The following is a 25,536-nucleotide window of genomic DNA, read 5'->3' on the forward strand; positions in this document are numbered from 1 at the left end:
TGCGTCGACCTCAGGACGGTCGGCGCAGCCGCATCACCGATCGCACCGCGGCGACGGTGAGTACGCCGGCTGCAGCGACGATCGCGACGCAGAGGGCCCAGTCGAAGGGCCCCGGCTTCGGCGGCGGGGTCTCGAACACCGCACCTGATTCGCTGCCATAGACGGTCGCGGTGTCACCGACCACAAGATCGTCGCTGCGGAGGTCGGCACTGGCGCCATCGGGGAGTTCCACGGTCACGACGCGGAACGATTCGAGGCCGTTGCCGCGACGGTCGGCGACCATCGCTTGCTCGGTGTGCTCGGCGACGACGGTGGCTTCGACCGGCGGGTACGTTGCGGTGGCACGAGCGGAGGTCTGGATGATCGCGACGACCGCCAGCACGCCGAGCACGGCGGCCATGATCGCGAGCACGGTGGCGGTGACCGCGGGCGGCGGGTACCCAGCTGGTTCTCTGGTTCGATGGTCGGCGGTCATGGGTGCGACCTCTCAGGACTTCCTTCTCACCATCGTGACACGGACCCGATCACGCCGAAGCAGTCGGACCCGACCATGTCGAAGCAGTCGGACCCGACCACCCCGAAGCAGTCGGACCCGATCGCGCCGAAGCAGTCGGACCCGACGACGCCGAAGCAGTCAGAACGGCACCGGATCGTGCTCCTCGATCAACCATTCCAACTCGAGATCGATCCAACCGGCGGCCGGATCGGGTGGGATCGGCGGCGGAGCGGGCGGTGGATCCGGCACCGCGTCTCGCGATGGACCTTCGCCCGGAGACACCGGCGTGAACGGCCGCTCGGGCAGGGTGCGCAGCATGTGCCCAGCGGGGGAGGTCCATCGCATCACGCCGCCGGGCTCCTGCACCACGCGCCATCCGCTCTCGTGCTTGAGGCGGTGATGGTGTCGGCAGAGCGCCGCGAGATTCATGTCGCAGGTCTCGCCGCCGTGCGCACGGGCGACCGTGTGATCGAGGTCGGCGCGGTCGGCCCGTCGCGAGCAGCCGGGGAAGCGGCACTGCCCGTCGCGCAACCGCACGAACCCGTCGAGGTCGGCCGGCGCGCGATAGTGCTCGCGCCCGTAGCTGAGCACGGCGCCCGTCTCTGGGTGCACGAGGAGGCGGCGCAGCGACGGCGCGTGCCCCACGAGCCGCCGCGCGGTGTCGTCGTCGATCGGACCGTATCCCTCGAGCTCGGCGGGCCCACCGTCGAGCCCGATCAGCGTCAGCACGGGCACGGTCACGTTGATGCGCGGTTGCACGGCGCCGGTGAGGCTGCGGGTGCGCTCGTCGTCGGTGAGCACCCCGGCGAGGAGCAGGTCGGCGGCGAGGTCGGCCCGGCGTTGGGCCGTCGTGCGAGCGTCGCCCGCCGCATGGCGCGAAGCGAGCATGTCGAGCCGACTCTGGACGGCCACCGCACGCTCGGCCTCGATGCACAGGCTGAGCCACGCCATGCCGTCGGGCGCGGGCTCGACGCAGACTCGCCGCTCGGAGGCGGCCCGCGCCCGCCGGTCGGCGAGGGGCTCGGGATGCAACTGCTCGCGGACCCGACGCATGCGCCGCCGCACGTCGGAGTTCGTCGACACCACGCCGCGTTCGAGCGCGGCCGACGCGGCGTCGAGCGCGACCCGTTCGACGGCGTCGGCGACGTCGACCGGCAGGTCTTGTGTGAGTTCGAGCACCGACCGGAGTTGGGTGAGCGCGATGTCGCCCCGGCGCAGCGCTCCGAGCGTGTCACTGCGCGCACCGGTGAGCCGCTCGGCCTCGGAGACCAGCCGCGACGCCCCGGCCTCGTGTTGCCCGAGCGTGGTCGCGAGCTCGGCGATGAAGGACCGGGTCGCCATGTCGCGCTCGGCGCTCGTGCTCGTCGCCGCGACGCCCTCGACCTCGTTCGCCAGTTCGCGGGCGCGCTGGATGCGAACGTACTGGCCGGCCTGGATCTGCCGGATGACGCGTTCGAACGTCTCGATCGCCGTCAATTCGAACTCGAGCTCCGCCTGGGGCGAGAGGTCGAGTTCGGCCAGCATGAGACCATCGAAGCAGCACCCACCGACACTCATGCGGTGAATGGATGCAGCGGTCAGCCGACCATTCGGGCACGCCGCTGAGAGATCGGGGCGGATGCCTCAAGGGGGCGGCTCGCGGCATCCGACGCCTACTTCTCGACGGATGCCCCGTGCCGGCCGAGCCACTCGAGGATCACCGCCACGTGGTTGACGGTCGGATCGTGCGATGAGTAGAGCAGCGTGACGCGGTCGTGCTCTCGTCCCAGCTCGAGCAGCGCGTCGGTCGCGTCGGAATTCGCGTCGAGCTCGGCGACGTATCGGCCCACGAACTCGTCATGTCGATCGGGGCTCCCGTGCCACTCCTTGCGAAGGTCGGCAGACGGCGAAACCTCCTTGAGCCACTGATCGAGGGCGGCGCGGTCCTTCGAGACACCGCGGGGCCACAGCCGATCGACGAGCACCCGGTAGCCGTCGGATGCCGCGGGCTCGTCGTACACGCGCTTCATCGTGAACCCCATACCCGCCAGTCTGCCCGCGTTCGCGCCGGCTCGCTACGCTCGCCTCATGCGCGCGATCGTCCTCGACCGCTACGGCCCGCCCGAGCAGGTCATGCGCCTCGCCGACGTGCCGCGGACGACACCCGCGCCGGGTGAGGCGCTCGTCCGCGTGGCCGCCGTCTCGATCAACTCGTGGGATGTCGACGTCGTGACGGGCGCATTGTTCACGAGGGTCGTGGCGCCGTTTCGTCCGAAGCATCAGATCATCGGGTCGGATGTCGCGGGCGAGGTCATCGCCGTCGGCCACGGCGTGACCCGTCATCGCCCGGGCGACCGGGTGTTCGGCGAGCTGACCGCTGCAGGCTGGGGCGGATTCGCGGAGTTCGTCGCGGCGCGCGAGGACGCCCTCGTGCCGCTCCCCACCGCGGTCGACGACGTCACCGCCGCGGCGTTGCCGCAGGCGGGGAGCATGGCGTTGCAGGCGCTCGTCGACCGCGACGCGCTCGAGGGGCGTCGTGTGCTCATCGTCGGCGCCGGCGGGGGAGTGGGCACGTTCGCACTGCAGCTGGCGACGCAGGCCGGAGCGCGCGTCGCCGTCATCGATCGGGCGGCGAAGCTCGACCGCCTGCGCGAGCTCGGGGCATCCGACGCCTTCGTCGCCGGCGCGATCCCGGTCGACGCCGGCGGCTTCGACCGCATCCTCGACGTGGTCGGCGCGCTGTCGCCCGCCCAGCATCGCGGTCTGCTCGCACCGGGTGGCTCGGCGGTCGCGATCGGCGGTCGTCCCCGACGCATCCTGGGCTATGCACTGGCGGGTGCGCGCAAGGCCGACCGAGACGACGGTCGCAGGGTGCGTCTGCTCGCGGCAGTGCCGAACCGCGACCTGGCCGAACTCGCGAGCCTCGCTGCCGAGGGCTCGGTGCGGGCGATCGTCGACGGCACGCATCCGCTCCAGGCGGTGCCGCACCAGATTCAGCGACTGCGCGCGGGCGCGGTGTTCGGCAAGGTGGTCATCGTGCCGTGACGGTGCCTGCCCCGGGGTGCGTCGCGTACTCTTCGATGATCGCCTTCTTGACATCTGCTTCAAGTGCCATAGATGGGATCCCCTTCCTCTCGTTGCGCGCTGCCCCCGATGCGCCTCGCGGCCCCGTTCGGGAGAGACCGCGACGCGGCATCCGCTCTGCTAGACTCTTGAGGTTGCCGTGAAACGGCCGCGCATCAAGAGAGCCCAGGCAGAAGGCCCCGGGCAGCGCGCAACGAGAGGAAGGGGATCCCATCTATGGCACTTGAAGCAGATGTCAAGAAGGCGATCATCGAAGAGTACGCGACGCACCCCGGTGACACTGGATCCCCTGAGGTCCAGATCGCGCTGCTCACGAAGCGCATCAAAGACCTCACCGAGCACCTGAAGGCGCACAAGCACGACCACCACTCGCGTCGTGGCCTGCTCCTTCTCGTCGGTCAGCGTCGTCGTCTGCTCGGCTACCTCGCCGACGTCGACATCAACCGCTACCGCTCGCTCATCGAGCGTCTCGGGCTGCGCCGCTAGGCGACGTACTCCGCGCGGCTCTCGACGACACCGCGAACTTCTTGCGAAGGCCCCACTGCTGACGACCAGCAGGCGGGGCCTTCGTCATCAGAGGTTACGGTGGAAGCATGCCCCGTCTCGCCCTCGCCCTGCGTGTCATCCTGCCCGCCTTCTGGCTCGGCGCACTCATCGCACTCTCGTTCATCGAGTCGCCCCTGAAGTTCCAGGCGCCGGGCATCACCATCCCCCTCGGCCTCGGCATCGGGCGCCTCGTGTTCACCGCCCTCAACTTCCTCGGCGTGGTGATCGCCGCGGTGCTCACGCTCGTCAGCATCCGCCCGGCCGCCGGCCGCCTGTCGTGGTGGCTGCTCGGCGGAGCGTGGGCGGTCCTGCTCCTCGAGATCCTCGTCATCCGACCGCCGCTGAACGCCCGCACCGATCTCGTGATCGCCGGCGCCGAACCAGGGCAGTCGCCGTTCCACTACATCTACATCGCGGCCGACGTGGTGCTCGTGGCGATCCTGATCGCGCTCACCGTGGTCAATGCACGACGCGTCATCCCGGCGGTGTCGCTCGGCGCCGCACGAGTCGGGGCCGACTCGCGCTCGTAGCGAGAGCGGACGCATGCCGCGTCAGATCGCACCCCGGTCGACCGCGGCGGCAATGCGGTCGAGCATATCCTCCGCGCCTCGACGGGCGAGGTCGGGCTCTTCAGTCGCCGGTGCTGCGAGGGTGTAGCTGAGGTCGGTGCCGCCGTCGTCGCGCTCGTTGAGCGTCACCGTGACGACCTCCTGCTCCTCGTCGAACGCGAGCACGACGCGCCGCGGAGCTTCGAGCTCGGCATAACGGAATCCGAACGGGATCTCGGAGCCATCGGCGTCGGCGATCATGACCGCATCCACTCGCCCTCCGGGCCGGGCGGTCACCTTCATGCGATCGGCCGGCGTGCGATAGCCCTCGACCACGAACCAGTGCGCGAGCCGAGCCGGTTCGACGAACGCACGGAAGAGGCGTGCTGCGTCGGCGTCGAAGCGTCGGCGGATCGAGAAGACCGGCTCATCCTCGGGAACCACGGCCATCGTCATCACCCCCGCTCCACGCTACGCCGGAGCGGGTCAGGCTTCCATGCGTGTCAACCCGGTTGTCGCGCTTTCGGGCGCCTGCCTACGGTGGCCGCTCATTCGAGAACGGGAGCAGCACATGGCTGAGCAGCTGACGGGCCGAAAGGTCGCCTTCCTCATGACCGACGGATTCGAGCAGGTCGAGTTCACGAAGCCCTGGGATGCGCTGAAGGGCGCCGGCGCGAACGTGATCCTCGTCTCGCCCGCCGAGGGCAGGGTGTTCGGCATGAACGCCGCCGACAAGGCGGACACGTTCGACGTCGACCTCCACGTGAGCGAAGCGGATGCATCGGAGTTCGACGCGCTCGTCCTGCCCGGCGGCGTCGTGAACGCCGACCATCTGCGAATGGACGAGGCATCCGTCGACTTCGTCCGGGCCTTCTTCGAACAGCAGAAGCCGGTCGCCGCGATCTGCCATGCCCCGTGGGTCCTGATCGAGGCGGGCGTCGCGCGTGGACGGAACCTCACCTCGTATCCGAGCCTGATGACCGACCTCGTCAACGCCGGTGCCGATTGGAGTGATGAGGAGGTCGTCGTCGACCAGGGGCTCGTGACGAGCCGGAACCCCGACGACCTGCCCGCGTTCATCGACAAGGCGATCGAGGAGATCGCCGAGGGCGTGCACGCCGGCCAGCGCGCCTAGCGAGCCTCGGGCGGGCGCGGCGAGCGTGTCAGGCGCGCCGCATCAGGCGATGCGGGCGCGATAGGCGCGCACGGCCATGCGGTTGCCGCACCGCGTGCTGCAGAAGCGACGTGACGCGTTCTTCGACAGGTCGACGTAGAGGCTCTCGCAGTCGTCGGCGCTGCACATCGCAAGCCGATCCATCTGGTCGGAGCGGATCACGTCGATGATCGCCATCGCGGCCTCGACGAGGATTCGCCGGGCCAGCGGCGCATCGAGCTCGGTCGCGTGGATGTGCCAGTCGAGGTCGTCGTGGCGCACGAGTTGCGGGAGCGCCCGAGCCCCGACGAGGAGCTCGTTCACCGCTGCAGCGGCGTCGTCGCGATCGAGCAGCCAGATGTCGCGCAGGCGCGCGCGGGCTTCGCGAACCTCGGCGAGTTCTCGCGCGTCGCCGTCGCGGCGCCCGGAGTACTTCCACTCGTCGAGCAGGGCGTCGAGCTGCGTCGGTTCGGCGAGCTCGTCGGTGCCGGAGTCGGATGCCTCGGGGGTCGTGTCGGCGAGTGCCGCGACGAACTTCAGCGCCGCCTCCGTGTCATGGGTGAAAAACATTTGACTCCTGACGCCAACCGCGAGTACTGTCACTAGCATAACGAGTTTCGGGCATGACGGGCGGCCCGACTTGCGAGCGGCGGGGAGTACGGATGCGCAGTTCACAGGGCGTCATCGGCATCCTCCTCGGTCTGGCCGCGGGCCTCGCGTTCGGCGCAGGCGGCGCCATCGTGAAGCCGCTCCTCGAGGCAGGCTGGTCGCCGGGAGCGGCAGTCTTCTTCCGCATCACGGTCGCGGCGCTCCTGCTCGCGATCCCCGGGCTGTTCGCGTTGAAGTTCGACCTCCGCCCGCTCTGGCGAGCGAAATGGGTCGTCCTGGTCTATTCGGTCATCGCGGTCGCGGGCGTCCAGCTGGCGTTCTACACCTCGATCGCCCGCATTCCCGTGAGCACCGCCCTCCTCATCGAGTACCTCGCGCCCGTGGCACTGGTCGCCTTCGCCTGGGCTCGCACACGGCACGTCCCGCAGCTCGTCGTGCTCGCAGGTTCGGTCGTCGCGATCACCGGTCTCGTGCTGGTCATCGGCCCCACTGGCGGGCCGCTCGATCCGTTCGGCGTGATCATGGCGGGTATCGCGATGCTCGGGGTCGCGGTCTACTACGTGCTCGGCGAGCGATCCGACCTCGGCGTGCCGCCGATCGCCCTCGCCGCGGTCGGTTGCCTCATCGGATGCCTCGTGCTCGGCCTCTCGGCGCTGACCGGCCTCGTCCCGTTCGAGGTCGCGTTCACGAACGTCGACTTCCTCGGCACCAGCGCCCCGTGGTGGGTGCCCATGCTCACGGTGGGCGCGTTCTCGACGGCGTTCGCCTATGTCGCCGGAATCCAGGCCATCCGCATGCTCGGCACGCGCCTCTCGTCCTTCCTCGGACTCTCCGAGGTCATCTTCGCCGCGATCGTGGCGTGGGCGCTCCTCGGCGAGGCGATCGGGCCGGTGCAGGCGCTCGGCGGACTCCTGATCCTGGGCGGCATCGTGCTCGTCAAGCTCGAGCGCCGGCCAGGTCGAGCGAGCGCGTCCGAGCTCGTCGACGAGACGCCCGAGTTCGTCGCAGAGCGAGCGGATGCCGCATCCGTTCGTCGTCCGTAGACTCCGCCCACGCGCTGCGGCAGCTCGGAACGAGCGCATGCTCCGCGGGGTGTCCGCTGGGGCAGCGCGCCCGCTCCCCGCGATAGCCTGAGGCGCATGCCCGCACCCCGCTCGAAGCCCCTGCTCAGCTGGGAGCCGCTCCCGTTCCTCGTGCTGCTCGTGCTGCTGCTGCTCACGGGCGTCGTGCGACCCGAGAGCCCTCCCGTGTACGTCTGGGGGTTGGCCGCGGGCATCCTCGCCGCGCTCGTGTGGCTGGTCGTATCGCTCGTCCGGGCGAGCAGGCGGATGAATCCCGACCCGTGGGGCGACCTCTCCACGCTCGACGGCCTCGTGATCACCGATGCGCCGCGGGCTGCGCGTGACGTTCGCACGGTCGTGCCGGTCGACGAGGTGCAGCGCCATCAGCCCGCGATCGAACTCGCCCGCATCCACGGCGGTGCCGAGCAGTCCGCGCTGCTGGTGCCGCGGGCCAGTCGATGGCTCAAGCGGCGGTACCGCATCGGCGTACAGCTCGTGGGGGGAGATCGACCACGTCACGCCGGATTCCTCGCGCGGGCGGCCGAGGAGCGATGGGTGGAACTGCTCGATGACCGGGGACAACGCGGCGAGTACGTGCGAGTGCCCGCGACGATCACCGGATCATCGCGGCCCTACGGCGTCGAACTCGACCTCAGCGGCCTCGGTGCGATGGGGGAATGACGCCGCGGCGTGACATCCCGTCGCTTCGGCAGCTCACCGATCGGATTCAGCCCTGCGCCTCGGCCCCCTGGCGGCTGGCCAGCTCGGCTCGGACCTTGTCCATGTCGAGCGCCCGCACCTGCGAGATGAGGTCGTCGAGCATCGGGCGGGGGAGTGCGCCGGCCTGCGCGAAGACGCCGATGCCGTCTTTGAAAGCCATGATGGTGGGGATGGACGTGATGTTCATCGCGGCCGCCAGCTGCTGCTGGTCTTCGGTGTCGACCTTCGCGAACACGAGGTCGGGGTTGGCCTCGGACGCCGCCTCGTAGTTCGGGGCGAACTGGCGGCACGGGCCGCACCATTCCGCCCAGAAGTCGACGAAGACAGTGCCGCCCTCGAGGATGGTCTTCTCGAAGTCGTCAAGGGTGAGCGCCACGGTAGCCATGGGTCCACCCTATGCGGCCTGGCTGGTCGTGCATGCGGTGTTCGCTGTGGGCGCGGTGTGAGCCCGGTCGCCGCCCGGGCGTGTCGCCAGGGCGGTATGGTGTGGTCGTGGTCGCATTCGACGGAGTGCAGGGATCGTTCCGTCGCCGTGGCGAGTCGCCCGATGCAGTCGTTCCGCAGGCGCCTCCGGCCGACGACGAATCGAGAGTGCTGGATGCCGCCATCGGCGACGTGGTCGATTGGCGGGCATTCCCGCGCGGCACCGAGCGCACGATGTTCCGGGCGCCCAGTGGTGATCTCGCGCGCATCGCGTACGGACCGACATCGGGTCGACGGGTAGTACTCGTGCCCGGGGCGACGGGGTCCAAGGAGGACTTCGTGCTCATGCTGCCGTTGCTCGCCGCCGCGGGGTATCGCGTGGAGTCGTTCGACCTCGCGGGCCAGTACGAGTCCGCACACGCCGGGCCGTGGAACCTCGACCCGCCGCGAGCCCGCTACGACCAGCGTCTCTTCCTCGACGACCTGCTCGCCGTGCTCGACGACGGCCCCGGCGGTGCCCACGTGCTCGGGTACAGCTTCGCCGGCACGCTGGCCGAGCTCGCGCTGCTCGAACGTCCCGACCGCTTCGCGACCCTCACGCTCCTGAGCGCGCCGCCCGTACCCGGTCAGGTGTTCCGCTTCATCAAGCGCATCGGTGCGCTCAGCTCCTTCACGACCGCTCGTGTCAGCGCAGGGCTGATGCTCTGGGGCATCCGGAACAACCTGAACAAGGTGTCGCCGGGGCGCATCGCCTTCGTGCGCGAGCGGTTCGCGCTCACCCGCCGCGAGAGCGTCGACGACATCATCGACCTCATGATGCGCACGCCCGACCTGCGCGCCGACCTCGCCGCCTCACCGGTGCCGAAGCTCGTCGCGGTCGGCGAGCACGATCTGTGGTCGAGCGAATTGCATCAGCGCTTCGCGCAAGAGATCGGAGCCGGCTTCGCGGTGTACCTCACGGGGCACAGCCCCTGCGAGACGGCGCCGCACCAGCTCGTGCGCGACATGCTGACGCTGTTCGCCGAGGTCGACGCCGACCCCCACAACTGAGGCACGGATGCCGCGGGCCGGTCAGGCCGGCAGCGGCTCGTCGCCCTCGGTCGCCTCGACCTCCGTCCCGAGCTCGTCGACGACGGTCGAGCGCTTGCGGGCGCGCCAGTACTCGGCGCGTCGCTCGAGCGGCCCCCAGCCGCGGAAGTCCAGGGCCATCGTGTGGAAGGCCACGCGGACGCGGCGCCACAGCCCCTCGACGCTGTCGAACGGGCGCGCCGAGACGCCGACGAGCATGCGGTCGTCGCGGACCACCGTCATGCCCGGTCGGATCCACCACGAGAGGTCGAGGTCGTCGTGCACGTCGCCGCGATCACGATGCACGACCTCGCGGAGCTCGAGCCAGGCCTCCCGGCGCATGGCGTAGTTCGATCCGAACACGGGCGAGTGGCCGAGCAGCGCGCCGATCGCGAAGAAGTAGCCGCCGATGTAGACGTTGCGCGCGATCCAGCGGATCACCCGGTTCGCGCCGTAGAAGACGCCCGAACCCGTGACGAACGTCGGGCGGTCGGAACGCGACATCCGGTACTCGACCTCGGCGAGCCACCCGGGCGCGGGCACCGAGTCGGCGTCGAGGCGGGCGAGCAGGTCGCCGGATGCCGCGTCGAACCCGGCTGCGGTCGCCGGCCAGATGCCGCGCAGCGGCTCGGTGACCACGGTGGCACCTCCGGCGCGAGCGACGTCGGCCGTGGCATCCGTCGAACCGTTGTCGACGACGATGATCTCGTCTGCCGGCCGGGTCTGCACGGCGAGGGCGTCGAGGCAGGCGGCGACATAGCCCGCGTCGTTGTAGCTCGGGATGACGACCGAAATGGTGCCCATCGTCGGGAGTCTATCCACTACGGCACCGCGTCACGCGAGATCGTTGCGCGTCGCCCGAGTTCGACGCAAGGGCTGTTCAACTGCGCTCGCTGCACCTATGCTCTCCCTCAATGTGTGTCACCCGAAGGAGGGTGCCACGAGTGAAAGGAAGACGATGAAGTCATCTGCCACACTTTCCCGACGCGCCAAGGCGGTGGGAGTCGCTACCGCGACGATCGCAGCCCTGGCGCTCGTGCCGACAGGGGCGGCCTTCGCGGCACCGGGGGCACAGAGCTGTGACAACCGCAACAACAACACGATCGCGAAGCTGCTCGAGTGCGTCGACGCCGACGGAGCCCGGGAGCACTTGGAGGCGTTCCAGCAGATCGCCGACGAGAACGGCGGCAACCGTGCCGCAGGCCTCCCCGGCTACGAGGCGAGCGTCGACTACGTCGTCGACACGCTCGAAGCGGCCGGATGGAACGTCTCGATCGATACGTTCGACTTCGAGTTCACCGGCCCCTCGGAGCTCGAGCAGCTGACGCCCGTTCAGGCCATCTACGAGACCGGCTCCTTCACGGGAAGCGGCTCCGGCGAGGTCACGGGCAATGTGATCCCCGTCGACATCAACCTCGAAGGTGATCGGGCCAGCGACAGCGGCTGCGAGGCGGCCGACTTCACGGGCCTCGACTGGTCCGGTGACAACGACATCGCGCTCGTCCAGCGCGGCACGTGCAACTTCGGGGACAAGGCGTTCTTCGCCGAGCAGGCCGGCGCCGAGGCGGTCATCATCTTCAACCAGGGCAACACCCCCGACCGTGAGGGCCTGATCGTCGCCGACGCCTCATCGCGCACCGACGGCACGACGGTCAAGCACACCATCCCGGTGGTGGGGGCGAGCTTCCAGCAGGGCGTCGCGCTCGCGGCGGAGGGCTCGACGGCTCGCATCTTCGTGCCCGCGCCCGAGCAGCGTCCGCAGAAGAACGTGATCGCGGAACTCCCGGGCAAGAACGACGACAACGTCGTGATGGCCGGTGCGCACCTCGACTCCGTGCAGGCGGGCCCCGGCATCAACGACAACGGCAGCGGCTCCGCTGCGCTGCTCGAGATCGCTGAGAACCTGTCGAAACTGAAGCCGCAGAACACCATCCGCCTCGCGTGGTGGGGTGCTGAAGAGGAAGGCCTCCTCGGCTCGGCTGCCTATGTGAATGAGCTCTCGCAGGCCGAGAAGGACCGCATCGCGCTGTACCTCAACTTCGACATGGTCGCGTCGCCGAACTACATCTTCATGATCTACGACGGTGACGAGTCGGGCTTCGAGGCGCCGGTGGTGGTGCCCGAGGGTTCGGTGCAGATCGAGGACCTCTTCGAGAGCTACTTCACGAGCGTGGGCGAGCCGTACGACGACGCCGAGTTCAGCGGTCGCAGCGACTACGAGGCGTTCATCCTGAACGGCATCCCGGCCGGTGGTCTGTTCACCGGCGCCGAGGTCGTGAAGACCGCGGAGCAGGAGGCGATCTGGGGCGGCGAAGCGGGCCAGCAGTACGACCCGTGCTACCACCTGGTCTGCGACACGATCGACAACATCAGCATGGAGGCGCTCGACGTCAACATCGATGCGATCGCGCTCGCCATCCTCGCCTACTCCTACTCCACGGAGTCGGTGAACGGCGTGCCCGGCAAGAACATCCCCGGCGGACTCTCGCTCCCTGCCCCGGCAGGGCCTGAGGGCACCGTCGGCAGTGACGGCGGCCACACGCACGACAACTGAGTCGACTGATCCGAACGCGAGAGCGGGGGTGCCGGATGGCACCCCCGCTTTCCCGTTTCCCGGTGCGTACCTTGCCACGTCGGGCACACTGAGCTGGTGGAGACCATCGTCAAGCGACGGGCGGATGCCCCCGAGGGCTTCTTCGAGGCAGAGGCGGCCGGTCTGGCATGGCTGGCCGCGGCCGGTGGAGCGAAGACCGTCGCCGTCGCATCCGTGGCACCAGGTCGCATCGAGCTCGAGCGGGTGGTCGAGACGCGACCGGATGTCGCCGCAGCGCGATCGTTCGGCGCCGCCCTCGCCCGGACGCACGCGGCGGGCGCACGTGCGTTCGGCGCCCGACCCGACGGTTGGCACGGTCCGATGTACATCGGACGGCGCGTCCTGCCTGCGGCCGAGGACGCCACGTGGGGCGCGTTCTACGCGCGCGACCGGGTGCTGCCCTACCTGGAGGTCGCCGAGCAGGTGGGGAACACCACCGCAGCCGAGGCGGATCTGGTCCGACGCGCCTGCGACGCGATCGCTGCCGGTGCCTTCGACGACGAGGAACCGCCTGCCCGGGTCCACGGCGACCTCTGGAACGGCAACTTGCTGTGGTCGGCCGGGGGCGTGGTCCTCATCGATCCCGCCGCACACGGTGGGCATCGCGAGACGGATCTCGCGATGCTCGCGCTCTTCGGATGCCCCTTCCTCGACGAGGTGATCGAGGCGTACGATCTGTCGGCGCCGTTACGTGCGGGATGGCGCGAACGCATCCCGCTCCACCAGCTGCATCCGCTCGCCGTGCACGCCGCGGGGCACGGTCGAAGCTACGGTGTCGCGCTGGCGGAGGCCGCGGCGGCGGTCCTCGAATCGGGAGGAAACGAGGGTCGAACATCGCTGGAGTAGACGGGAATAGATCGGGCCAGACATCCGTTCTGGTATTTACATGCAAACGCATGGACATGTTCTCACAGCCCAGGAGGGCGAAATGCAGTTCGGTATCTTCACCGTCACCGACATCACCCAGGACCCAACCACCGGTCGCACGCCGAGTGAGCACGAGCGCATCAAGGCCACGCTCACCATGGCGAAGCACGCCGAGGAGGTCGGGCTCGATGTCTTCGCCCTCGGCGAGCATCACAACCCGCCGTTCTGGTCGTCGTCGCCCACCACCACGCTCGCGCATGTCGCCGGGCAGACTTCCACGCTGCAGTTGTCGACGGCGACCACGCTCATCACCACGAACGACCCGGTGAAGATCGCCGAAGACTACTCGATGCTCCAGCACGTGTCCGACGGTCGCGTCGACCTGATGCTCGGCCGCGGCAACACCGGTCCGGTCTACCCCTGGTTCGGCCAGGACATCCGCCAGGGCCTGCCGCTCGCCCTCGAGAACTACGAGCTCCTCCACCGACTGTGGCGCGAGGACGTCGTCGACTGGTCGGGCCAGTTCCGCACGCCGCTGCAGGGCTTCACGGCCACGCCGCGTCCGCTCGACGACGTGCCGCCGTTCGTCTGGCACGGCTCCATCCGAACCCCCGAGATCGCCGACCAGGCCGCGTTCTACGGCGACGGCTTCTTCGCCAACCACATCTTCTGGCCCGCATCGCACACCCAGCGCATGATCGCGCTGTACCGCCAGCGCTTCGAGCACCACGGTCATGGCACCGCGGCCCAGGCCATCGTCGGACTCGGCGGGCAGGTCTTCATGCGCAAGAACTCGCAGGACGCGGTCAACGAGTTCCGCCCCTACTTCGACAACGCTCCCGTGTACGGCCACGGCCCGAGCCTCGAGGACTTCACCCAGCAGACGCCGCTCACCGTCGGCAGCCCACAGGAGGTCATCGACCGCACGCTCGGCTTCCGCGACTACGTCGGCGACTACCAGCGCCAGCTCTGGCTCATGGACCACGCCGGCCTGCCGCTGAAGACCGTGCTCGAGCAGCTCGACCTGCTCGGCGAGGAGGTCGTGCCGGTGCTTCGCAAGGAGTTCGCCAAGAACCGCCCCGCCGACGTGCCCGACGCCCCCACCCACGCCTCGCTCGTGAAGGCGAAGTACGGCGACGAGACCCCGCGCCAGGCCACGCCGAACGCGAACCGCGGCGACAACCTGACGCTGGGTTCTCCCTACCAGGACACGGCGGTCGTCGAAGCCGCCAAGCCCGGCTCGGCCTTCGGCCCTGCCGCGACCCGCAAGGAGTTCGTGCGATGACCACCAAGCGCATCGTCGTCATCTCGGCCGGCCTCAGCACGCCGAGCTCGACCCGCCAGCTCGCCGACCGCCTGGGAGGCGACGCCGTGTCGCTGCTGCAGGAGCGCGGCTTCGAGGTCGAGACGCAGGTGTTCGAGCTTCGCGACCTCGCCCACGACATCACGAATCACCTGCTCATGGGCTTCGCCCCGCCGAAGCTGCAGGCCGCGCTCGACGCCGTGTCGTCGGCAGACGGTCTGATCGCGGTCACGCCGATCTTCACGACGAGCTACGCGGGGCTGTTCAAGTCGTTCATCGACGTGATCGACCCGCAGGCGCTCACCGATCTCCCGGTGCTCATCGGCGCGACGGGCGGCACGCCGCGCCACTCGCTCGCCATCGACTACGCGATCCGCCCGCTGTTCACCTACCTGCACGCCATCCCCGTCACGACGGGCGTGTTCGCGGCGACCAGCGACTGGGGAACCGAGGGCGACGGTGTGCGCTCGCTGCCCGACCGCATCTTCCGGGGCGCGAAGGAGTTCGCCGACCTCGTCGAGCGCACCGACCGCTCCGAGCTCGTGCGCGACCCGTTCGCGCTCGACCGCCCGGTCGGCCACCTCGTGGGCGGATTCACGGGGGAGTAGCCCGAAGCGGATGCCGCGGTGACACCTCAGGGGCTCGACGCCCATCCGGCGTCGAGCCCCTGAGACGACCCGCGTCAGTCGAGCACGAAGCTGACCTCGAGCACCACGGACCACGCCGTGATCTTGCCCTCGGTGGCCTCGACCTTCTGCTCCTTGACCCACGCGCCGCTCACGTGCCGCAGCGTCTGCGCAGCACGTTCGATGCCCATCGCAACGGCGTCCTCGAAGCTCTTGTCGGAGCGGACCGTGATGGTGGTGACCCTGGCGACGGATGACATGGTGTTCCTCCTCGAACAGTCAGGTGTGCTTCACGCCCCATCGTCCTCCCCTCGTGCCCGAAGCGCGAGGGGTTGACGGCCGGATGCCGGGAGCCGACGCCTCGGGGACCGTTCGGCGAACGGCATCCGACGACTCGGTGAATCCTCGGCGCAACGGAGGCCTTCGCGGCCGACGGGAGCGCGCGAACGTCCACGCTGGACTCGTGAAGGTCGCACTCCTCGCGGAATCGTTCCTCCCGCACATGAACGGCGTGACTCATTCGCTGCTGCAGGTGCTCCGGCACCTCGAGCGACGCGGTCACGAGGCCCTCGTCGTGGCCCCTCGCTTGGCGCGGCGTGCTCGCCGCCGAAGCCGTCGGCATCCCGTCCGTCGCCGTGTACCAGACGGAAATCCCCTCGTACGCCGAGCGCTACGGCGTCCGCGGCGCCGCCCCGGCCCTCACCCGTCACCTGGGGCGGCTGCATCGCCGTGCCGACCTCACGCTCGCGCCGTCGACCTCTGCGGTCGACCGCCTCGAATCGCTCGGCGTCGATCGGCTCGCGCTCTGGCGGCGCGGGGTCGACACCGAGCGGTTCGCGCCCGGTCGGCGCAGCGCGGAGTGGCGACGCGACGTCGCGCCGAACGGCGAGATCGTGGTCGGCTACGTCGGCCGGCTCGCTCCAGAGAAGCAGGTGGAGGACCTGCGCGCGATCGCGGACCTCCCCGGCGTGCGCCTCGCCATCGTCGGCGACGGGCCCGATCGGGCCGCGCTCGAACGGCAGCTGCCCCATGCGCACTTCACCGGGTTCCTCGGCGGCGACGACCTCGCCCGGGCGATGGCGAGCTTCGACGTGTTCGTGCATCCCGGCGAGAGCGAGACCTTCTGTCAGACCGTTCAGGAGGCGATGGCGAGCGGGGTGCCCGTGGTCGCGACCGGCGCCGGCGGACCGCTCGACCTCGTGCGCTCGAGCGTCGACGGTTGGCTCTACCGGCCCGGCGACCTCGACGAGTTGCGCAGCCGAGTGCTCGACCTCACGGGCGACGACGCGAAGCGGCGGGCGTTCGCCGTGCGCGCCAGGGAGGGCGTGGCCGGCCGCGGGTGGGATCGCCTCGTCGACGAGCTCATCGAGCACTACGAGGCGGTCGCCGAGGTTCGCACCGCGATACGCACCGAGCGGGTCGGGCGCCGGCTCCAGGGACGCACCGCCGGCGACGGGCGCGGGCCGAAGCGGCCCGAACCGCTGCCGGTCGTCGTGTCGGCCGAACCGGGTTCGCGGCCTACCGGCATGCAGTCGGGTTCGTGACCTCGGCGGGCGTTGTCGGTTCAGCCACTCTTGCGGCGGAACTCCCGCTTGTGGTCGACCGGTCCGTGCGTGCCCTGGGCCGAGGACCCGCCGTCGAGGTGCGACTCGCCCTCCCGTTGCTTCGCGGCGGTGTTCTTGCGCTCGAGCGCCTCGCGGAACTTGCGCTTGGTCTCCTCGGAAGGGCCGGTCGCCTTCTGCTCGTCGGAAGTCATGCTCCAGAGTCTGTCACGGATGCCGCAACCGGGCGCCCTGGGGGCGGAATCGGCCGCTCTGCTAGCATTGGAGCGGTTGCCCCATGGGCAGCCGCATGATGGAGCAGGCCGGCAGGAAGCTGGTCCCCTGTGGTGGATCACCAACTCGGTTTGGTGGACTTCTACTGGTGGCCAGCGTGAGCGTATCGGCTGATGCGTTTCGTAATGCCTGTTCCTGCTCCCGACGTTGGTCGTGCCCAGACGGGGTGCGACGGAAAACAAAGGAGACGACCTCTTGGAAGGTCCTGAAATCACGTTCGCCGAGACCGTCATCGACAATGGCAGGTTCGGCACCCGCACCATCCGCTTCGAAACCGGCCGCCTCGCCCAGCAGGCGCAGGGCTCCGCTGTCGCATACGTCGACGAGGAGACCATGCTGCTGTCGGCCACCTCGGTCTCGAAGCAGCCGAAGGAGCACTTCGACTTCTTCCCGCTCACCATCGACGTTGAGGAGCGCATGTACGCCGCGGGCCGCATCCCCGGCTCGTTCTTCCGCCGCGAGGGCCGTCCGTCGACCGAGGCGATCCTCACCTGCCGGCTCATCGACCGCCCATTGCGCCCCTCCTTCGTCGAGGGCCTTCGCAACGAGGTGCAGGTCGTCGTCACGGTGCTCGCCATCGAGCCCGACGAGTATTACGACGTGCTCGCGATCAACGCCGCGTCGCTCTCGACGCAGCTGAGCGGCCTGCCGTTCTCGGGCCCGGTCGGCGGCGTGCGAGTCGCGCTCATCGACGGCCAGTGGGTCGCGTTCCCCAAGTACTCACAGATCGAAGAGGCCGTGTTCAGCATGGTCGTCGCCGGTCGCGTGGTCACCGAGGCCGACGGCTCTCAGGATGTCGCGATCATGATGATCGAGGCCGAGGCCACCGACAACGCGTGGGGGCTCATCCAGGCCGGGGCGGTCAAGCCCGACGAGACCGTCATCGCGCAGGGCATCGAGGCGTCGAAGCCGTTCATCAAGCAGCTCGTCGAGGCGCAGCAGCAGGTGGCCGCCACGGCCGCGAAGCCCACGGCCGACTACCCGACGTTCCCGCCCTACCAAGACGAGACGAAGCGCGTCGTCGAGGCGTTCGCGCTCGACGAGCTGAAGGGCATCTACCAGATCGCCGGCAAGACCGAGCGTCAGGATGCCGACGACGCCCTCAAGGCGCGCGTCAAGGAGCACGTCGCCGCGAAGGTCGACGCGGGCGAGCTGCCGGAGTCGGCCAACGCCGAGGTGTCCGCGGCATACAAATCGGTGACGAAGCAGGTCGTCCGTTCACGCGTCCTCTCCGAGGGCGTGCGCATCGACGGTCGCGGGCTCGCCGACATCCGTCCGCTCGACGCCGAGGTGCAGGTCGTGCCTCGCGTGCACGGGTCCGCGATCTTCCAGCGCGGCGAGACCCAGATCCTCGGCGTCACGACGCTGAACATGCTGAAGCTCGAGCAGCAGATCGACTCGCTGAGCCCGGTCACCAAGAAGCGCTACATGCACAACTACAACTTCCCGCCCTATTCGACCGGTGAGACCGGTCGCGTCGGGTCGCCGAAGCGTCGCGAGATCGGGCACGGCGCCCTCGCCGAGCGCGCGCTCGTGCCGGTGCTTCCGTCGCGCGAGGAGTTCCCGTACGCCATCCGCCAGGTGTCCGAGGCGCTCGGCTCCAACGGCTCGACGTCCATGGGCTCGGTGTGCGCCTCGACGCTGTCCCTGCTGAACGCCGGCGTGCCGCTTCGCGCCCCCGTCGCGGGCATCGCGATGGGCCTCATCTCCGACACCGTCGACGGTGAGACCCGCTACGCGGCGCTCACCGACATCCTCGGCGCCGAAGACGCCCTCGGCGACATGGACTTCAAGGTGGCCGGGACGAGCGACTTCGTCACCGCGATCCAGCTCGACACCAAGCTCGACGGCATCCCGGCCTCGGTGCTCGCGGGCGCGCTGACGCAGGCGAAGGACGCCCGCACGACGATCCTCGCCGTGCTGAACGCCGCCATCGACGGACCCGACGAGATGGCTCCCACGGCGCCGCGCGTGATCTCGGTGCAGATCCCGGTCGACAAGATCGGCGAGCTCATCGGCCCGAAGGGCAAGACGATCAACGCCATCCAGGACGAGACCGGCGCCGAGATCTCCATCGAGGAGGACGGCACCGTCTACATCGGCGCGACCGACGGCCCCTCGGCCGAGGCCGCCCGCGCCCAGGTGAATGCAATCGCGAACCCGCAGAACCCCGAGGTGGGCGAGCAGTTCCTCGGCACGGTCGTGAAGATCGCCGCCTTCGGTGCGTTCATCTCCCTGCTGCCCGGGAAAGACGGTCTGCTGCACATCTCGGAGGTGCGCAAGCTCGCCGGCGGCAAGCGGGTCGAGAACGTCGACGACGTGCTCGGCGTCGGCCAGAAGATCCTCGTCGTGATCACGAAGGTCGACGACCGAGGCAAGCTCTCGCTCGCCCCGGTACTGGCCGAGTCGGCAGACACCAACGGCCGTGACGCGTCGGGCGCGCACACCGAGGAGCCGGCGGAAGGCGCCGAGGTCGCCGAGGTCCAGTAGCCACGAGCAGCGGATGCCCCGCACCGCCCCGTTCCTCGAACATGTCGAGGGAGCGGGGTCGGGCGGGGCATCCGTCGTCTCATCCAGCGCCGGTCGAGGCGCCTACATCAGTCCGAACGTCGTCGACCGGTAGGCCGCGTCGCGCTCGGAAAGGGCCGCCTCGGCCGCGCCCCGAGCTTCGATGCGACGCAGGAGGCGGTCGCGGTCGGTGCGCCGGTTCGCGCGCTGCAGGCCCCAGGTGGCGAGCCCGAGGCCGCTGCGGACGGCCCATCCGGCGAGCATGCCGGAGTTGGGGTTCAGGAGTGCGGTGTTCATCGTCATCCCTTCGGCGTGTCTTCGGTCGGCTCCCCGCGAACGAGCGGGAAGGCGTTGATCTGGATCTGCACCGGGCGAGAGCCCGGGGTGGGGGTCCGCTTGTAGGCGTCGATGTACTTCTTGAGCACGACATCGATGTCGGTGACGAGCCCGTGCAGTTGATCGGGCGTGAGGCGCAGGTTGATGGTGTCGCTCGCGGCGACGTCGAGCCATTCGTCACCGAAGACCCGCTCGCCCTCGGAGGCGAACTCGTGGAAGTTCTGATCGCGTGACCGGTACCACTCGTCTTCGACGAGCTTGACTGCGAGGCGCTCGGCACTGCCGGCCGGGAGGGAGCGGGCGTCAGGAATCGCGATGGAGCCGGGAGTGCGCTCCCACCACCGCTCCCGACCCTTGCCCCTCGTCGTGTCTTCACGCACGAGACCGGCGCGTTCCAGCTGGCGCAGGTGGTAGCTGGTCGACCCGCTCGATTCACCGAGCCGCTCGGCCAGGCCGCTCGCCGTGAGCGGGCCGTAGGCCGACAGCTCGTCGTAGATGCGCACGCGGAGCGGGTGCGCCAAGGACTTCAGGCTGTCGATCGGGAGCACGTGATCGACGAACGGGTGCTGGGTGCTGCTCGGCTGCGACTGGATGTCGTTCGTGGCGTCCATAGTGCAAAGGTACTGCTGCAAAGGACCTTTGCAATAGGTTCTTTGCAATTGTTCCTTTGCAATCATTCCTTTGCAGCGAGCCGGGCCACAGTCGCCTCCGCGAGGCGTGCGGCGCTGCCCTGCGCAAGGTCGAGATAGAGCATCGGCTCGATGAGTTCCAGTTCGAGCACCGCGAGTCGTCCGCCATGTCGGACGACGTCGAAGCGGGCGTAGAGCAGATCGAAGGGGAGTCGCTCGAACATCGCGTCGACCGCCCGCGCATCGCCGCCGTCGGCCTCGGTGGGCTCCACCGTTCCGCCGTAGATGCCGTGGGCGCGGAAGTCGCCCGTGGCCGGGCGCTTGCGCAACACGTGACTGAGCGCTCCGCCCAGGACGACGAACGAGAGCTCGCCCTCGTCGACGATCGCCTCGGCGAACGGCTGCACCATCACCTCGGCCCCGGTGGGGAACGCGCCGAGCGCGTCGCCCAGTCGCCTGGCCGTCGTGCGGACCACGCCCGACCCGCCCACGCCGACAGCGGGCTTCACCACGAGTTCGTCCCAGCCCGACTCGGCGATCGTCGCCTGGATCCGCGGCGCGTCGGCGCGGGTTCCGCGCACGACCGGCACAATGGGCACGCCCAGGCGCTCGAGGTCGTCGAGGTAGTGCTTGTCGGCGTTCCATCGCACCGCGCCCACCGGGTTGAGCAGCGTGCAACCTGAACGCTCGATCCGCTCCATCGTGTCGAGGAAGCGCGGCATGTGGTCGACGTAGTCCCACGTGCTGCGCAGCACCGCGGCATCGAACGCGTCCCAGTCGACGTGCGGATCCGTCCATGCCACGGGCTCGGCATCGACCCCTCGCTCCGCGAAGGCATCGAGCAGCGTGCGGTCGTCGGAGAACAGCGCCTCGACGTCGGGTATCTCCCAAGTCACGAAGCTCGGGAGCTGTTCGCACCGCAGCACCGCGACGCGCATCGACCTACGCCTTCCGTTGCAGGAGCGGCTGCAGTCGGTAGGGGATGAGCTCGCCCATCGCGAGGGAGGTCTCGGTGCGCTCGACCGCGTCGATCGCGAGGATCTCGCCGTCGATCCGGAACAGGTCGGGCGCGTCACGGCACACCACCCGCACCAGCAGGTCGACGCTGCCCGACAGTCCGTGGGCCTGGATGACCTCGGGGATGCGGGCGATCTCGGCCACGGCTTCGGCCAGCTCCTTCTGGCGCACGTGCACGGAGATGAACGCCTCGAGCGGGTATCCGAGCGGAGCCGGATCGATGCTGCGCTCGAATGAGAGGAAGGCGCCTGAGGACTCCAGTCGCGACATCCGCGCCTGCACCGTGTTGCGCGAGAGACCGAGGCGGTCGGCGAGTGCCACGACCGTCGCTCGCCGGTCGCCCGCGAGCTCGGCCAGAAGCGCACGGTCCACGGCGTCATAGCTGGTCATAACGCCACACGATAGCAGTGGATGACCGAGGTCGGCTGGGCAACATGCTCAATGCGTCGGGCCACGCTTGAGCTGTGTGACAGATCGAAGTAGCCTCGCAGTATCCGGCAGAGTCGCCGGGCGTGGGCTGCTCACGAGGCTTGGCCCGCCGAAAGCGAGGATCGACGATGAACCCATCCGACCGAGACGCCACCGGGCTCCTGACCCGACCCGACCACTTCGTGCAGCTCGTCACGCCGACGGGCGAGCGCCGCAGCGACGCCGAGTTCGACCGCTGGGTCGCCGACGTCGACACCGCCGCCCTCGGCCGGCTGTATCGCGACATGGCGATCGTGCGCCGACTCGATGCCGAGGCCACCGCGTTGCAGCGCCAGGGCGAGCTCGGCCTCTGGCCGCCGCTCGCCGGCCAGGAGGCCGCCCAGATCGGCTCCGCGCGAGCGCTTCGCGACGACGACTTCGTGTTCTCGAGCTATCGCGAACACGCCGTGGCCTGGTGCCGCGGTGTCGGCCCCGCCGAGATGCTGACCGTCTGGCGCGGCTCCGCGGCATCCGGTTGGAACCCGTTCGAGCACCGCATGGCCGTGCCGCAGATCATCATCGGCGCCCAGGCCCTGCACGCGACCGGCTACGCCATGGGCTCGGCGTGGCAGGGGTCGGATGCCGCGACCATCACCTATTTCGGCGACGGCGCGACCAGCGAGGGCGACGTGAACGAGGCGTTCGTGTTCGCCTCGAGCTTCGACGCCCCGGTGGTCTTCTTCTGCCAGAACAACCAGTGGGCGATCTCGGAGCCGGTGGGGTTGCAATCCAAGCAGCCGCTCGCGCGCCGCGCCGACGGGTTCGGAATGCCCGGCATCCGTGTGGACGGCAACGACGTGCTCGCCGTGCTGGCCGCGACCCGCAGCGCGCTCGATCGAGCGCGCCGCGGTGACGGGCCCACCCTCATCGAGGCCGTGACCTACCGTCTCGGTCCGCACACCACGGCCGACGACCCGAAGCGCTACCGCACCGACGACGAGATCGCCGAGTGGCGTGAGCGCGACCCGCTCACACGCGTGCTGTCGCTGCTCGCGGCCTCGGGTGTCGACGCCGACGGGTTCGAGCGCGAGGTCGCCGAGGAGGCGACGCGCGCGGCCGCCGAGCTCCGCACCGCGGTCACGTCGATCCCCGACCCCGAGCCGATGTCCGTCTTCGACCACGTGTATGCGGAGCCGAACAGCCACCTGGCCCGGCAGCGCGACCATTACGCGCGCTACCTCGCGATGTTCGACGAGGCCGAGGAGGGCGTCCGATGACGACCATGACGTTCGGGAAGGCACTGAACGCCGGGCTGCGCCGCGCCCTCGCCGGCGACGACAAGGTCGTCCTGATGGGCGAGGACATCGGCACCCTCGGCGGCGTGTTCCGCATCACCGACGGGCTGAAGGCCGAGTTCGGCGAGCATCGCGTGGTGGACACTCCGCTCTCGGAGGCGGGCATCCTCGGCACCGCCGTGGGCCTCGCATATCGCGGGTTCCGCCCGGTGGTCGAGATCCAGTTCGACGGATTCATCTATCCCGCGTTCGACCAGATCGTCGCCCAGGTCGCGAAGCTGCACTACCGCTCGCGCGGCAGCGTGCGGATGCCGATCACGATCCGCGTGCCGTTCGGCGGGGGCATCGGGGCCGCCGAGCACCACTCGGAGTCACCCGAGGCGTACTTCGCCCACACCGCTGGTCTTCGCGTCGTGGCGTGCTCCAACCCGGCGGACGCGTACGTGATGATCCAGCAGGCCATCGCGAGCGACGACCCGGTGCTCTTCTTCGAGCCGAAGCGCCGCTATCACGTGAAGGGCGAGGTCGATGAGACGGCGAGCCTCGCCGACGCCAAGCCCATCGGGGTCGCGTCGGTCGTGGCATCCGGAACCGACGTCACCCTCGTGACCTACGGCGGTCTCGTGCAGACCGCACGCGATGCCGCCGTCGCCGCGGCGGAGGACGGCATCTCGATCGAGGTCATCGACCTGCGCTCGCTCGCGCCCATCGATTACGCGACGGTCGAGGCGTCGGTGCGCCGTACCGGGCGACTCGTGATCACCCACGAGGCGGGTCAGCAGGGCGGTGTCGGCGCCGAGCTCGCGGCGAGTGTCACCGAGCGGTGCTTCGAGTTCCTGGAGGCGGCCCCCGTCCGCGTCACCGGTCACGACATCCCGTACCCGCCCGCGAAGCTCGAGCGACACCACCTGCCCGACCTCGACCGCATCCTCGACGGCGTGGATCGTGTGATGGGCCGCCCGAACTCGCTGAGCGGAGTGGAGGCGTGAGCATGATCAAGGAGTTTCCGCTTCCCGACCTCGGCGAGGGTCTCACCGAATCCGAGATCGTCGCGTGGCGTGTGGCGGTCGGTGATCGCGTCGAGCTGAACCAGATCATCGCCGACGTCGAGACGGCGAAGGCCGTGGTCGAGCTGCCGTCGCCGTACACGGGCGTCATCACCGCACTGCACGCCGCCGAGGGCGAGACCGTGAACGTCGGCGAGCCGTTGTTCTCGTGCGACACGAGCGACGGGGCCGAGGCCGGCGCGACGGCGGCGGATGCCGCGCCTGCCGATGCGCCTGATGCCGCCGCGGCCGCGCCGCAGTCGTCGCCCCGGTCTGCCGACGCATCCGAGGCCGCCGCCGGCCCGAACCTCGTCGGCTACGGCGCACGCGACGAGGGCGGCCCGAAGCGGCGTGCGCGGCGTTCCGCGCTCGCCGCCGACCTCGTGCCGGCGACGCCCGAGACCGAGATCGACGCCGACGCGGCGCCACCAGCCGCCAGCGGGTTCGACCCCACGCGTCCCGACGGTCGGCTCACGACCGGTGCGCCCGAGCGACCGCGCTCGACGCCGCCGGTGCGCAAGCTCGCCCGCGATCTCGGCATCGACCTCACGACCATCGCCGGAACCGGCGAGCGCGGGCTCATCACGCGAGCGGATGTCGAGGCTGCGGCATCCGGTGAATCCGTCCGTGAGCGGATCGACCGACCGACCGCGACGCCCTCGGCGACCGACGCCGGCCCGAGCGAGACGCGCATCCCGATCAAGGGCGTCCGCAAGCACACCGCGGCGGCGATGGTGCAGAGCGCATTCACGGCGCCGCACGTCACGGAGTTTCTGACGATCGACGTCACGGCGACGATGGAGCTCCTGCGCGGCATCCGCGACGACCGCGCGTTCGCGGGTCACAAGGTGACGCCGCTGACCGTGGTCGCGAAGGCGGTCTGCCTGGCCGCCCGTCGCACGCCCGAGGTCAACTCCCGCTGGGACGAGGAGGCTCAGGAGATCGTGCAGTTCGGCGGCGTGAACCTCGGCATCGCCGCGGCGACCGGCCGGGGTCTCGTCGTGCCGAACGTGAAGGGCGCTGAGCGGCTGACGCTCATCGAGCTCGCCGACGCGATCTCGTCGCTCGCCGAGACGGCGCGTGCCGGCAAGACCCCACCGTCCGACCTGGCCGGCGGTACGATCTCGATCACCAACATCGGCGTCTTCGGCATCGACGCCGGGACCCCGATCCTGAATCCCGGCGAGGCGGCCATCCTCGCGATGGGTGCGGTGCGTCGTCAGCCGTGGGAGCACCGTGGTGAGATCGCCCTGCGCGAGGTGATGACGCTGAGCCTCTCGTTCGACCACCGACTGGTGGACGGCGAGCAGGGATCGCGCTTCCTCGCGGATGTCGCGACCATCCTCCGCGAACCCGGGCTCGCGCTGACCATGGCGTGAGGTCGGC

28 protein-coding genes and 1 pseudogene are annotated in these 25,536 nt (G+C 69.6%); 16 read left to right on the forward strand and 13 right to left on the reverse strand.

Annotation, left to right across the window (positions count from 1 at the left end; genetic code table 11):
* Positions 1 to 10 precede the first annotated feature (10 nt).
* From HUS56_RS04025 to HUS56_RS04035, 3 genes are all read right to left on the reverse strand, one after another.
* Entirely contained in the window at positions 11 to 475 is a 465-nt protein-coding gene (locus tag HUS56_RS04025) for a hypothetical protein (RefSeq protein ID WP_173922096.1), read from the reverse strand.
* 159 nt (positions 476 to 634) lie between these two features.
* Positions 635 to 2,020 carry an HNH endonuclease signature motif containing protein gene (locus tag HUS56_RS04030; protein ID WP_173922097.1) on the reverse strand — a complete coding sequence of 462 codons (1,386 nt, stop codon included), beginning with the start codon at positions 2,018 to 2,020 and terminating at the stop codon, positions 635 to 637.
* A gap of 128 nt (positions 2,021 to 2,148) precedes the next feature.
* Positions 2,149 to 2,517, reverse strand: a complete 369-nt coding sequence (locus HUS56_RS04035) for a DUF488 domain-containing protein (protein WP_173922098.1) — start codon at positions 2,515 to 2,517, stop codon at positions 2,149 to 2,151.
* Positions 2,518 to 2,563: 46 nt separating this feature from the next.
* Between HUS56_RS04035 and HUS56_RS04040 the strand changes: the two genes are divergently transcribed.
* The 3 genes from HUS56_RS04040 (at position 2,564) to HUS56_RS04050 (ending at position 4,635) form a co-directional block, all read left to right on the forward strand.
* A complete protein-coding gene (locus tag HUS56_RS04040; protein ID WP_173922099.1) occupies positions 2,564 to 3,520 on the forward strand; it encodes an NAD(P)-dependent alcohol dehydrogenase in 957 nt (318 codons plus the stop codon).
* A gap of 255 nt (positions 3,521 to 3,775) precedes the next feature.
* The gene (rpsO, locus tag HUS56_RS04045; RefSeq protein ID WP_173922100.1) at positions 3,776 to 4,045 is read left to right on the forward strand and encodes a 30S ribosomal protein S15; all 270 of its coding nucleotides are present in this window, start codon (positions 3,776 to 3,778) and stop codon (positions 4,043 to 4,045) included.
* Between the two features lie 107 nt (positions 4,046 to 4,152).
* Entirely contained in the window at positions 4,153 to 4,635 is a 483-nt protein-coding gene (locus HUS56_RS04050) for a hypothetical protein (RefSeq protein ID WP_173922101.1), read from the forward strand.
* Positions 4,636 to 4,656: 21 nt separating this feature from the next.
* On the opposite strand, the gene HUS56_RS04055 is transcribed toward HUS56_RS04050, so the two are convergent.
* Positions 4,657 to 5,109, reverse strand: coding sequence for an SRPBCC domain-containing protein (locus HUS56_RS04055; RefSeq protein WP_173922102.1), 453 nt, complete (start codon positions 5,107 to 5,109; stop codon positions 4,657 to 4,659).
* Positions 5,110 to 5,224: 115 nt separating this feature from the next.
* Between HUS56_RS04055 and HUS56_RS04060 the strand changes: the two genes are divergently transcribed.
* Positions 5,225 to 5,788, forward strand: a complete 564-nt coding sequence (locus HUS56_RS04060; protein WP_173922103.1) for a type 1 glutamine amidotransferase domain-containing protein — start codon at positions 5,225 to 5,227, stop codon at positions 5,786 to 5,788.
* 42 nt (positions 5,789 to 5,830) lie between these two features.
* On the opposite strand, the gene HUS56_RS04065 is transcribed toward HUS56_RS04060, so the two are convergent.
* The gene (locus HUS56_RS04065; protein ID WP_173922104.1) at positions 5,831 to 6,376 is read right to left on the reverse strand and encodes a CGNR zinc finger domain-containing protein; all 546 of its coding nucleotides are present in this window, start codon (positions 6,374 to 6,376) and stop codon (positions 5,831 to 5,833) included.
* Between the two features lie 92 nt (positions 6,377 to 6,468).
* On the opposite strand from HUS56_RS04065, the gene HUS56_RS04070 reads away from it, so the two are divergent.
* A complete protein-coding gene (locus tag HUS56_RS04070) occupies positions 6,469 to 7,458 on the forward strand; it encodes a DMT family transporter (RefSeq protein WP_173922105.1) in 990 nt (329 codons plus the stop codon).
* A 96-nt stretch (positions 7,459 to 7,554) separates the two neighbouring features.
* Positions 7,555 to 8,157: a hypothetical protein gene (locus tag HUS56_RS04075; protein ID WP_173922106.1), complete on the forward strand. Its 603-nt coding sequence runs from the start codon at positions 7,555 to 7,557 to the stop codon at positions 8,155 to 8,157.
* Between the two features lie 46 nt (positions 8,158 to 8,203).
* Here HUS56_RS04075 and trxA read toward each other — a convergent pair whose 3' ends face one another.
* A complete protein-coding gene (trxA, locus tag HUS56_RS04080) occupies positions 8,204 to 8,581 on the reverse strand; it encodes a thioredoxin (protein WP_173922107.1) in 378 nt (125 codons plus the stop codon).
* A gap of 107 nt (positions 8,582 to 8,688) precedes the next feature.
* Here trxA and HUS56_RS04085 point away from each other — a divergent pair, with 107 nt between their 5' ends.
* The gene (locus HUS56_RS04085) at positions 8,689 to 9,669 is read left to right on the forward strand and encodes an alpha/beta fold hydrolase (protein ID WP_371808293.1); all 981 of its coding nucleotides are present in this window, start codon (positions 8,689 to 8,691) and stop codon (positions 9,667 to 9,669) included.
* Between the two features lie 21 nt (positions 9,670 to 9,690).
* On the opposite strand, the gene HUS56_RS04090 is transcribed toward HUS56_RS04085, so the two are convergent.
* Positions 9,691 to 10,491, reverse strand: coding sequence for a glycosyltransferase family 2 protein (locus HUS56_RS04090; RefSeq protein ID WP_173922109.1), 801 nt, complete (start codon positions 10,489 to 10,491; stop codon positions 9,691 to 9,693).
* A gap of 154 nt (positions 10,492 to 10,645) precedes the next feature.
* On the opposite strand from HUS56_RS04090, the gene HUS56_RS04095 reads away from it, so the two are divergent.
* The 4 genes from HUS56_RS04095 (at position 10,646) to HUS56_RS04110 (ending at position 15,058) form a co-directional block, all read left to right on the forward strand.
* Positions 10,646 to 12,241 (forward strand): M28 family metallopeptidase, encoded by a 1,596-nt coding sequence (locus HUS56_RS04095; protein WP_173922110.1) that lies wholly within the window; start codon positions 10,646 to 10,648, stop codon positions 12,239 to 12,241.
* A 105-nt stretch (positions 12,242 to 12,346) separates the two neighbouring features.
* Positions 12,347 to 13,126 (forward strand): fructosamine kinase family protein, encoded by a 780-nt coding sequence (locus HUS56_RS04100; RefSeq protein WP_254431287.1) that lies wholly within the window; start codon positions 12,347 to 12,349, stop codon positions 13,124 to 13,126.
* An 82-nt stretch (positions 13,127 to 13,208) separates the two neighbouring features.
* Positions 13,209 to 14,432 (forward strand): LLM class flavin-dependent oxidoreductase, encoded by a 1,224-nt coding sequence (locus HUS56_RS04105; protein WP_173922111.1) that lies wholly within the window; start codon positions 13,209 to 13,211, stop codon positions 14,430 to 14,432.
* A complete protein-coding gene (locus HUS56_RS04110) occupies positions 14,429 to 15,058 on the forward strand; it encodes an FMN reductase (protein WP_173922112.1) in 630 nt (209 codons plus the stop codon). The genes HUS56_RS04105 and HUS56_RS04110 overlap by 4 nt, the downstream gene beginning before the upstream one ends.
* A 74-nt stretch (positions 15,059 to 15,132) precedes the next feature.
* Here the strand turns inward: HUS56_RS04110 and HUS56_RS04115 are convergent, their stop codons facing one another.
* Positions 15,133 to 15,336 (reverse strand): dodecin family protein, encoded by a 204-nt coding sequence (locus HUS56_RS04115; protein ID WP_173922113.1) that lies wholly within the window; start codon positions 15,334 to 15,336, stop codon positions 15,133 to 15,135.
* Between the two features lie 203 nt (positions 15,337 to 15,539).
* Between HUS56_RS04115 and HUS56_RS04120 the strand changes: the two are divergent.
* Positions 15,540 to 16,473 (forward strand): annotated as a pseudogene (locus tag HUS56_RS04120) (glycosyltransferase family 4 protein); the annotation flags it as partial.
* 167 nt (positions 16,474 to 16,640) lie between these two features.
* On the opposite strand, the gene HUS56_RS04125 reads toward HUS56_RS04120, so the two are convergent.
* A complete protein-coding gene (locus HUS56_RS04125; RefSeq protein ID WP_173922114.1) occupies positions 16,641 to 16,832 on the reverse strand; it encodes a DUF5302 domain-containing protein in 192 nt (63 codons plus the stop codon).
* Positions 16,833 to 17,106: 274 nt separating this feature from the next.
* Between HUS56_RS04125 and HUS56_RS04130 the strand changes: the two genes are divergently transcribed.
* Positions 17,107 to 19,401: a polyribonucleotide nucleotidyltransferase gene (locus HUS56_RS04130; RefSeq protein ID WP_173922115.1), complete on the forward strand. Its 2,295-nt coding sequence runs from the start codon at positions 17,107 to 17,109 to the stop codon at positions 19,399 to 19,401.
* A 102-nt stretch (positions 19,402 to 19,503) separates the two neighbouring features.
* On the opposite strand, the gene HUS56_RS04135 is transcribed toward HUS56_RS04130, so the two are convergent.
* The 4 genes from HUS56_RS04135 to HUS56_RS04150 form a co-directional block, all read right to left on the reverse strand.
* Complete coding sequence (locus HUS56_RS04135) at positions 19,504 to 19,716, reverse strand: hypothetical protein (RefSeq protein ID WP_173922116.1); 213 nt, start codon at positions 19,714 to 19,716, stop codon at positions 19,504 to 19,506.
* Positions 19,717 to 19,718: 2 nt separating this feature from the next.
* Positions 19,719 to 20,366 (reverse strand): transcriptional regulator, encoded by a 648-nt coding sequence (locus HUS56_RS04140; protein ID WP_173922117.1) that lies wholly within the window; start codon positions 20,364 to 20,366, stop codon positions 19,719 to 19,721.
* Between the two features lie 62 nt (positions 20,367 to 20,428).
* Complete coding sequence (locus tag HUS56_RS04145; protein ID WP_173922118.1) at positions 20,429 to 21,322, reverse strand: RimK family alpha-L-glutamate ligase; 894 nt, start codon at positions 21,320 to 21,322, stop codon at positions 20,429 to 20,431.
* A 4-nt stretch (positions 21,323 to 21,326) separates the two neighbouring features.
* On the reverse strand, positions 21,327 to 21,791 hold the full coding sequence (locus tag HUS56_RS04150) for an Lrp/AsnC family transcriptional regulator (protein WP_173922119.1): 465 nt from the start codon (positions 21,789 to 21,791) through the stop codon (positions 21,327 to 21,329).
* Positions 21,792 to 21,958: 167 nt separating this feature from the next.
* Between HUS56_RS04150 and pdhA the strand changes: the two genes are divergently transcribed.
* Genes pdhA through HUS56_RS04165 form a run of 3 tightly spaced genes read left to right on the forward strand, consistent with a single transcriptional unit; the run spans position 21,959 to position 25,529 of the window.
* Positions 21,959 to 23,086, forward strand: coding sequence for a pyruvate dehydrogenase (acetyl-transferring) E1 component subunit alpha (gene pdhA / locus HUS56_RS04155; RefSeq protein WP_173922120.1), 1,128 nt, complete (start codon positions 21,959 to 21,961; stop codon positions 23,084 to 23,086).
* On the forward strand, positions 23,083 to 24,093 hold the full coding sequence (locus tag HUS56_RS04160; protein WP_173922121.1) for an alpha-ketoacid dehydrogenase subunit beta: 1,011 nt from the start codon (positions 23,083 to 23,085) through the stop codon (positions 24,091 to 24,093). Before pdhA ends, HUS56_RS04160 begins: the two co-directional genes overlap by 4 nt.
* 2 nt (positions 24,094 to 24,095) lie before the next feature.
* Entirely contained in the window at positions 24,096 to 25,529 is a 1,434-nt protein-coding gene (locus tag HUS56_RS04165) for a dihydrolipoamide acetyltransferase family protein (protein ID WP_173922179.1), read from the forward strand.
* The last annotated feature ends 7 nt before the right edge of the window (positions 25,530 to 25,536 follow it).

Origin of the sequence: Agromyces sp. Marseille-P2726 (assembly GCF_902809835.1) — a bacterium.
Lineage (GTDB): Bacteria > Actinomycetota > Actinomycetes > Actinomycetales > Microbacteriaceae > Agromyces.

Coding starts and splice junctions, on each gene's coding strand:
- HUS56_RS04135 (WP_173922116.1), bottom strand. CDS start 19,716: ATGAACACCGCACTCCTGAACCCCAACTCCGGCATGCTCGCCGGATGG.
- trxA (WP_173922107.1), bottom strand. CDS start 8,581: ATGGCTACCGTGGCGCTCACCCTTGACGACTTCGAGAAGACCATCCTC.
- HUS56_RS04110 (WP_173922112.1), top strand. CDS start 14,429: ATGACCACCAAGCGCATCGTCGTCATCTCGGCCGGCCTCAGCACGCCG.
- HUS56_RS04115 (WP_173922113.1), bottom strand. CDS start 15,336: ATGTCATCCGTCGCCAGGGTCACCACCATCACGGTCCGCTCCGACAAG.
- HUS56_RS04165 (WP_173922179.1), top strand. CDS start 24,096: ATGATCAAGGAGTTTCCGCTTCCCGACCTCGGCGAGGGTCTCACCGAA.
- HUS56_RS04055 (WP_173922102.1), bottom strand. CDS start 5,109: ATGACGATGGCCGTGGTTCCCGAGGATGAGCCGGTCTTCTCGATCCGC.
- HUS56_RS04050 (WP_173922101.1), top strand. CDS start 4,153: ATGCCCCGTCTCGCCCTCGCCCTGCGTGTCATCCTGCCCGCCTTCTGG.
- HUS56_RS04060 (WP_173922103.1), top strand. CDS start 5,225: ATGGCTGAGCAGCTGACGGGCCGAAAGGTCGCCTTCCTCATGACCGAC.
- HUS56_RS04035 (WP_173922098.1), bottom strand. CDS start 2,517: ATGGGGTTCACGATGAAGCGCGTGTACGACGAGCCCGCGGCATCCGAC.
- HUS56_RS04145 (WP_173922118.1), bottom strand. CDS start 21,322: ATGCGCGTCGCGGTGCTGCGGTGCGAACAGCTCCCGAGCTTCGTGACT.
- HUS56_RS04090 (WP_173922109.1), bottom strand. CDS start 10,491: ATGGGCACCATTTCGGTCGTCATCCCGAGCTACAACGACGCGGGCTAT.
- HUS56_RS04070 (WP_173922105.1), top strand. CDS start 6,469: ATGCGCAGTTCACAGGGCGTCATCGGCATCCTCCTCGGTCTGGCCGCG.
- HUS56_RS04105 (WP_173922111.1), top strand. CDS start 13,209: ATGCAGTTCGGTATCTTCACCGTCACCGACATCACCCAGGACCCAACC.
- HUS56_RS04065 (WP_173922104.1), bottom strand. CDS start 6,376: ATGTTTTTCACCCATGACACGGAGGCGGCGCTGAAGTTCGTCGCGGCA.
- HUS56_RS04140 (WP_173922117.1), bottom strand. CDS start 20,366: ATGGACGCCACGAACGACATCCAGTCGCAGCCGAGCAGCACCCAGCAC.
- HUS56_RS04075 (WP_173922106.1), top strand. CDS start 7,555: ATGCCCGCACCCCGCTCGAAGCCCCTGCTCAGCTGGGAGCCGCTCCCG.
- HUS56_RS04160 (WP_173922121.1), top strand. CDS start 23,083: ATGACGACCATGACGTTCGGGAAGGCACTGAACGCCGGGCTGCGCCGC.
- HUS56_RS04040 (WP_173922099.1), top strand. CDS start 2,564: ATGCGCGCGATCGTCCTCGACCGCTACGGCCCGCCCGAGCAGGTCATG.
- HUS56_RS04025 (WP_173922096.1), bottom strand. CDS start 475: ATGACCGCCGACCATCGAACCAGAGAACCAGCTGGGTACCCGCCGCCC.
- HUS56_RS04095 (WP_173922110.1), top strand. CDS start 10,646: ATGAAGTCATCTGCCACACTTTCCCGACGCGCCAAGGCGGTGGGAGTC.
- HUS56_RS04125 (WP_173922114.1), bottom strand. CDS start 16,832: ATGACTTCCGACGAGCAGAAGGCGACCGGCCCTTCCGAGGAGACCAAG.
- HUS56_RS04030 (WP_173922097.1), bottom strand. CDS start 2,020: ATGCTGGCCGAACTCGACCTCTCGCCCCAGGCGGAGCTCGAGTTCGAA.
- pdhA (WP_173922120.1), top strand. CDS start 21,959: ATGAACCCATCCGACCGAGACGCCACCGGGCTCCTGACCCGACCCGAC.
- rpsO (WP_173922100.1), top strand. CDS start 3,776: ATGGCACTTGAAGCAGATGTCAAGAAGGCGATCATCGAAGAGTACGCG.
- HUS56_RS04150 (WP_173922119.1), bottom strand. CDS start 21,791: ATGACCAGCTATGACGCCGTGGACCGTGCGCTTCTGGCCGAGCTCGCG.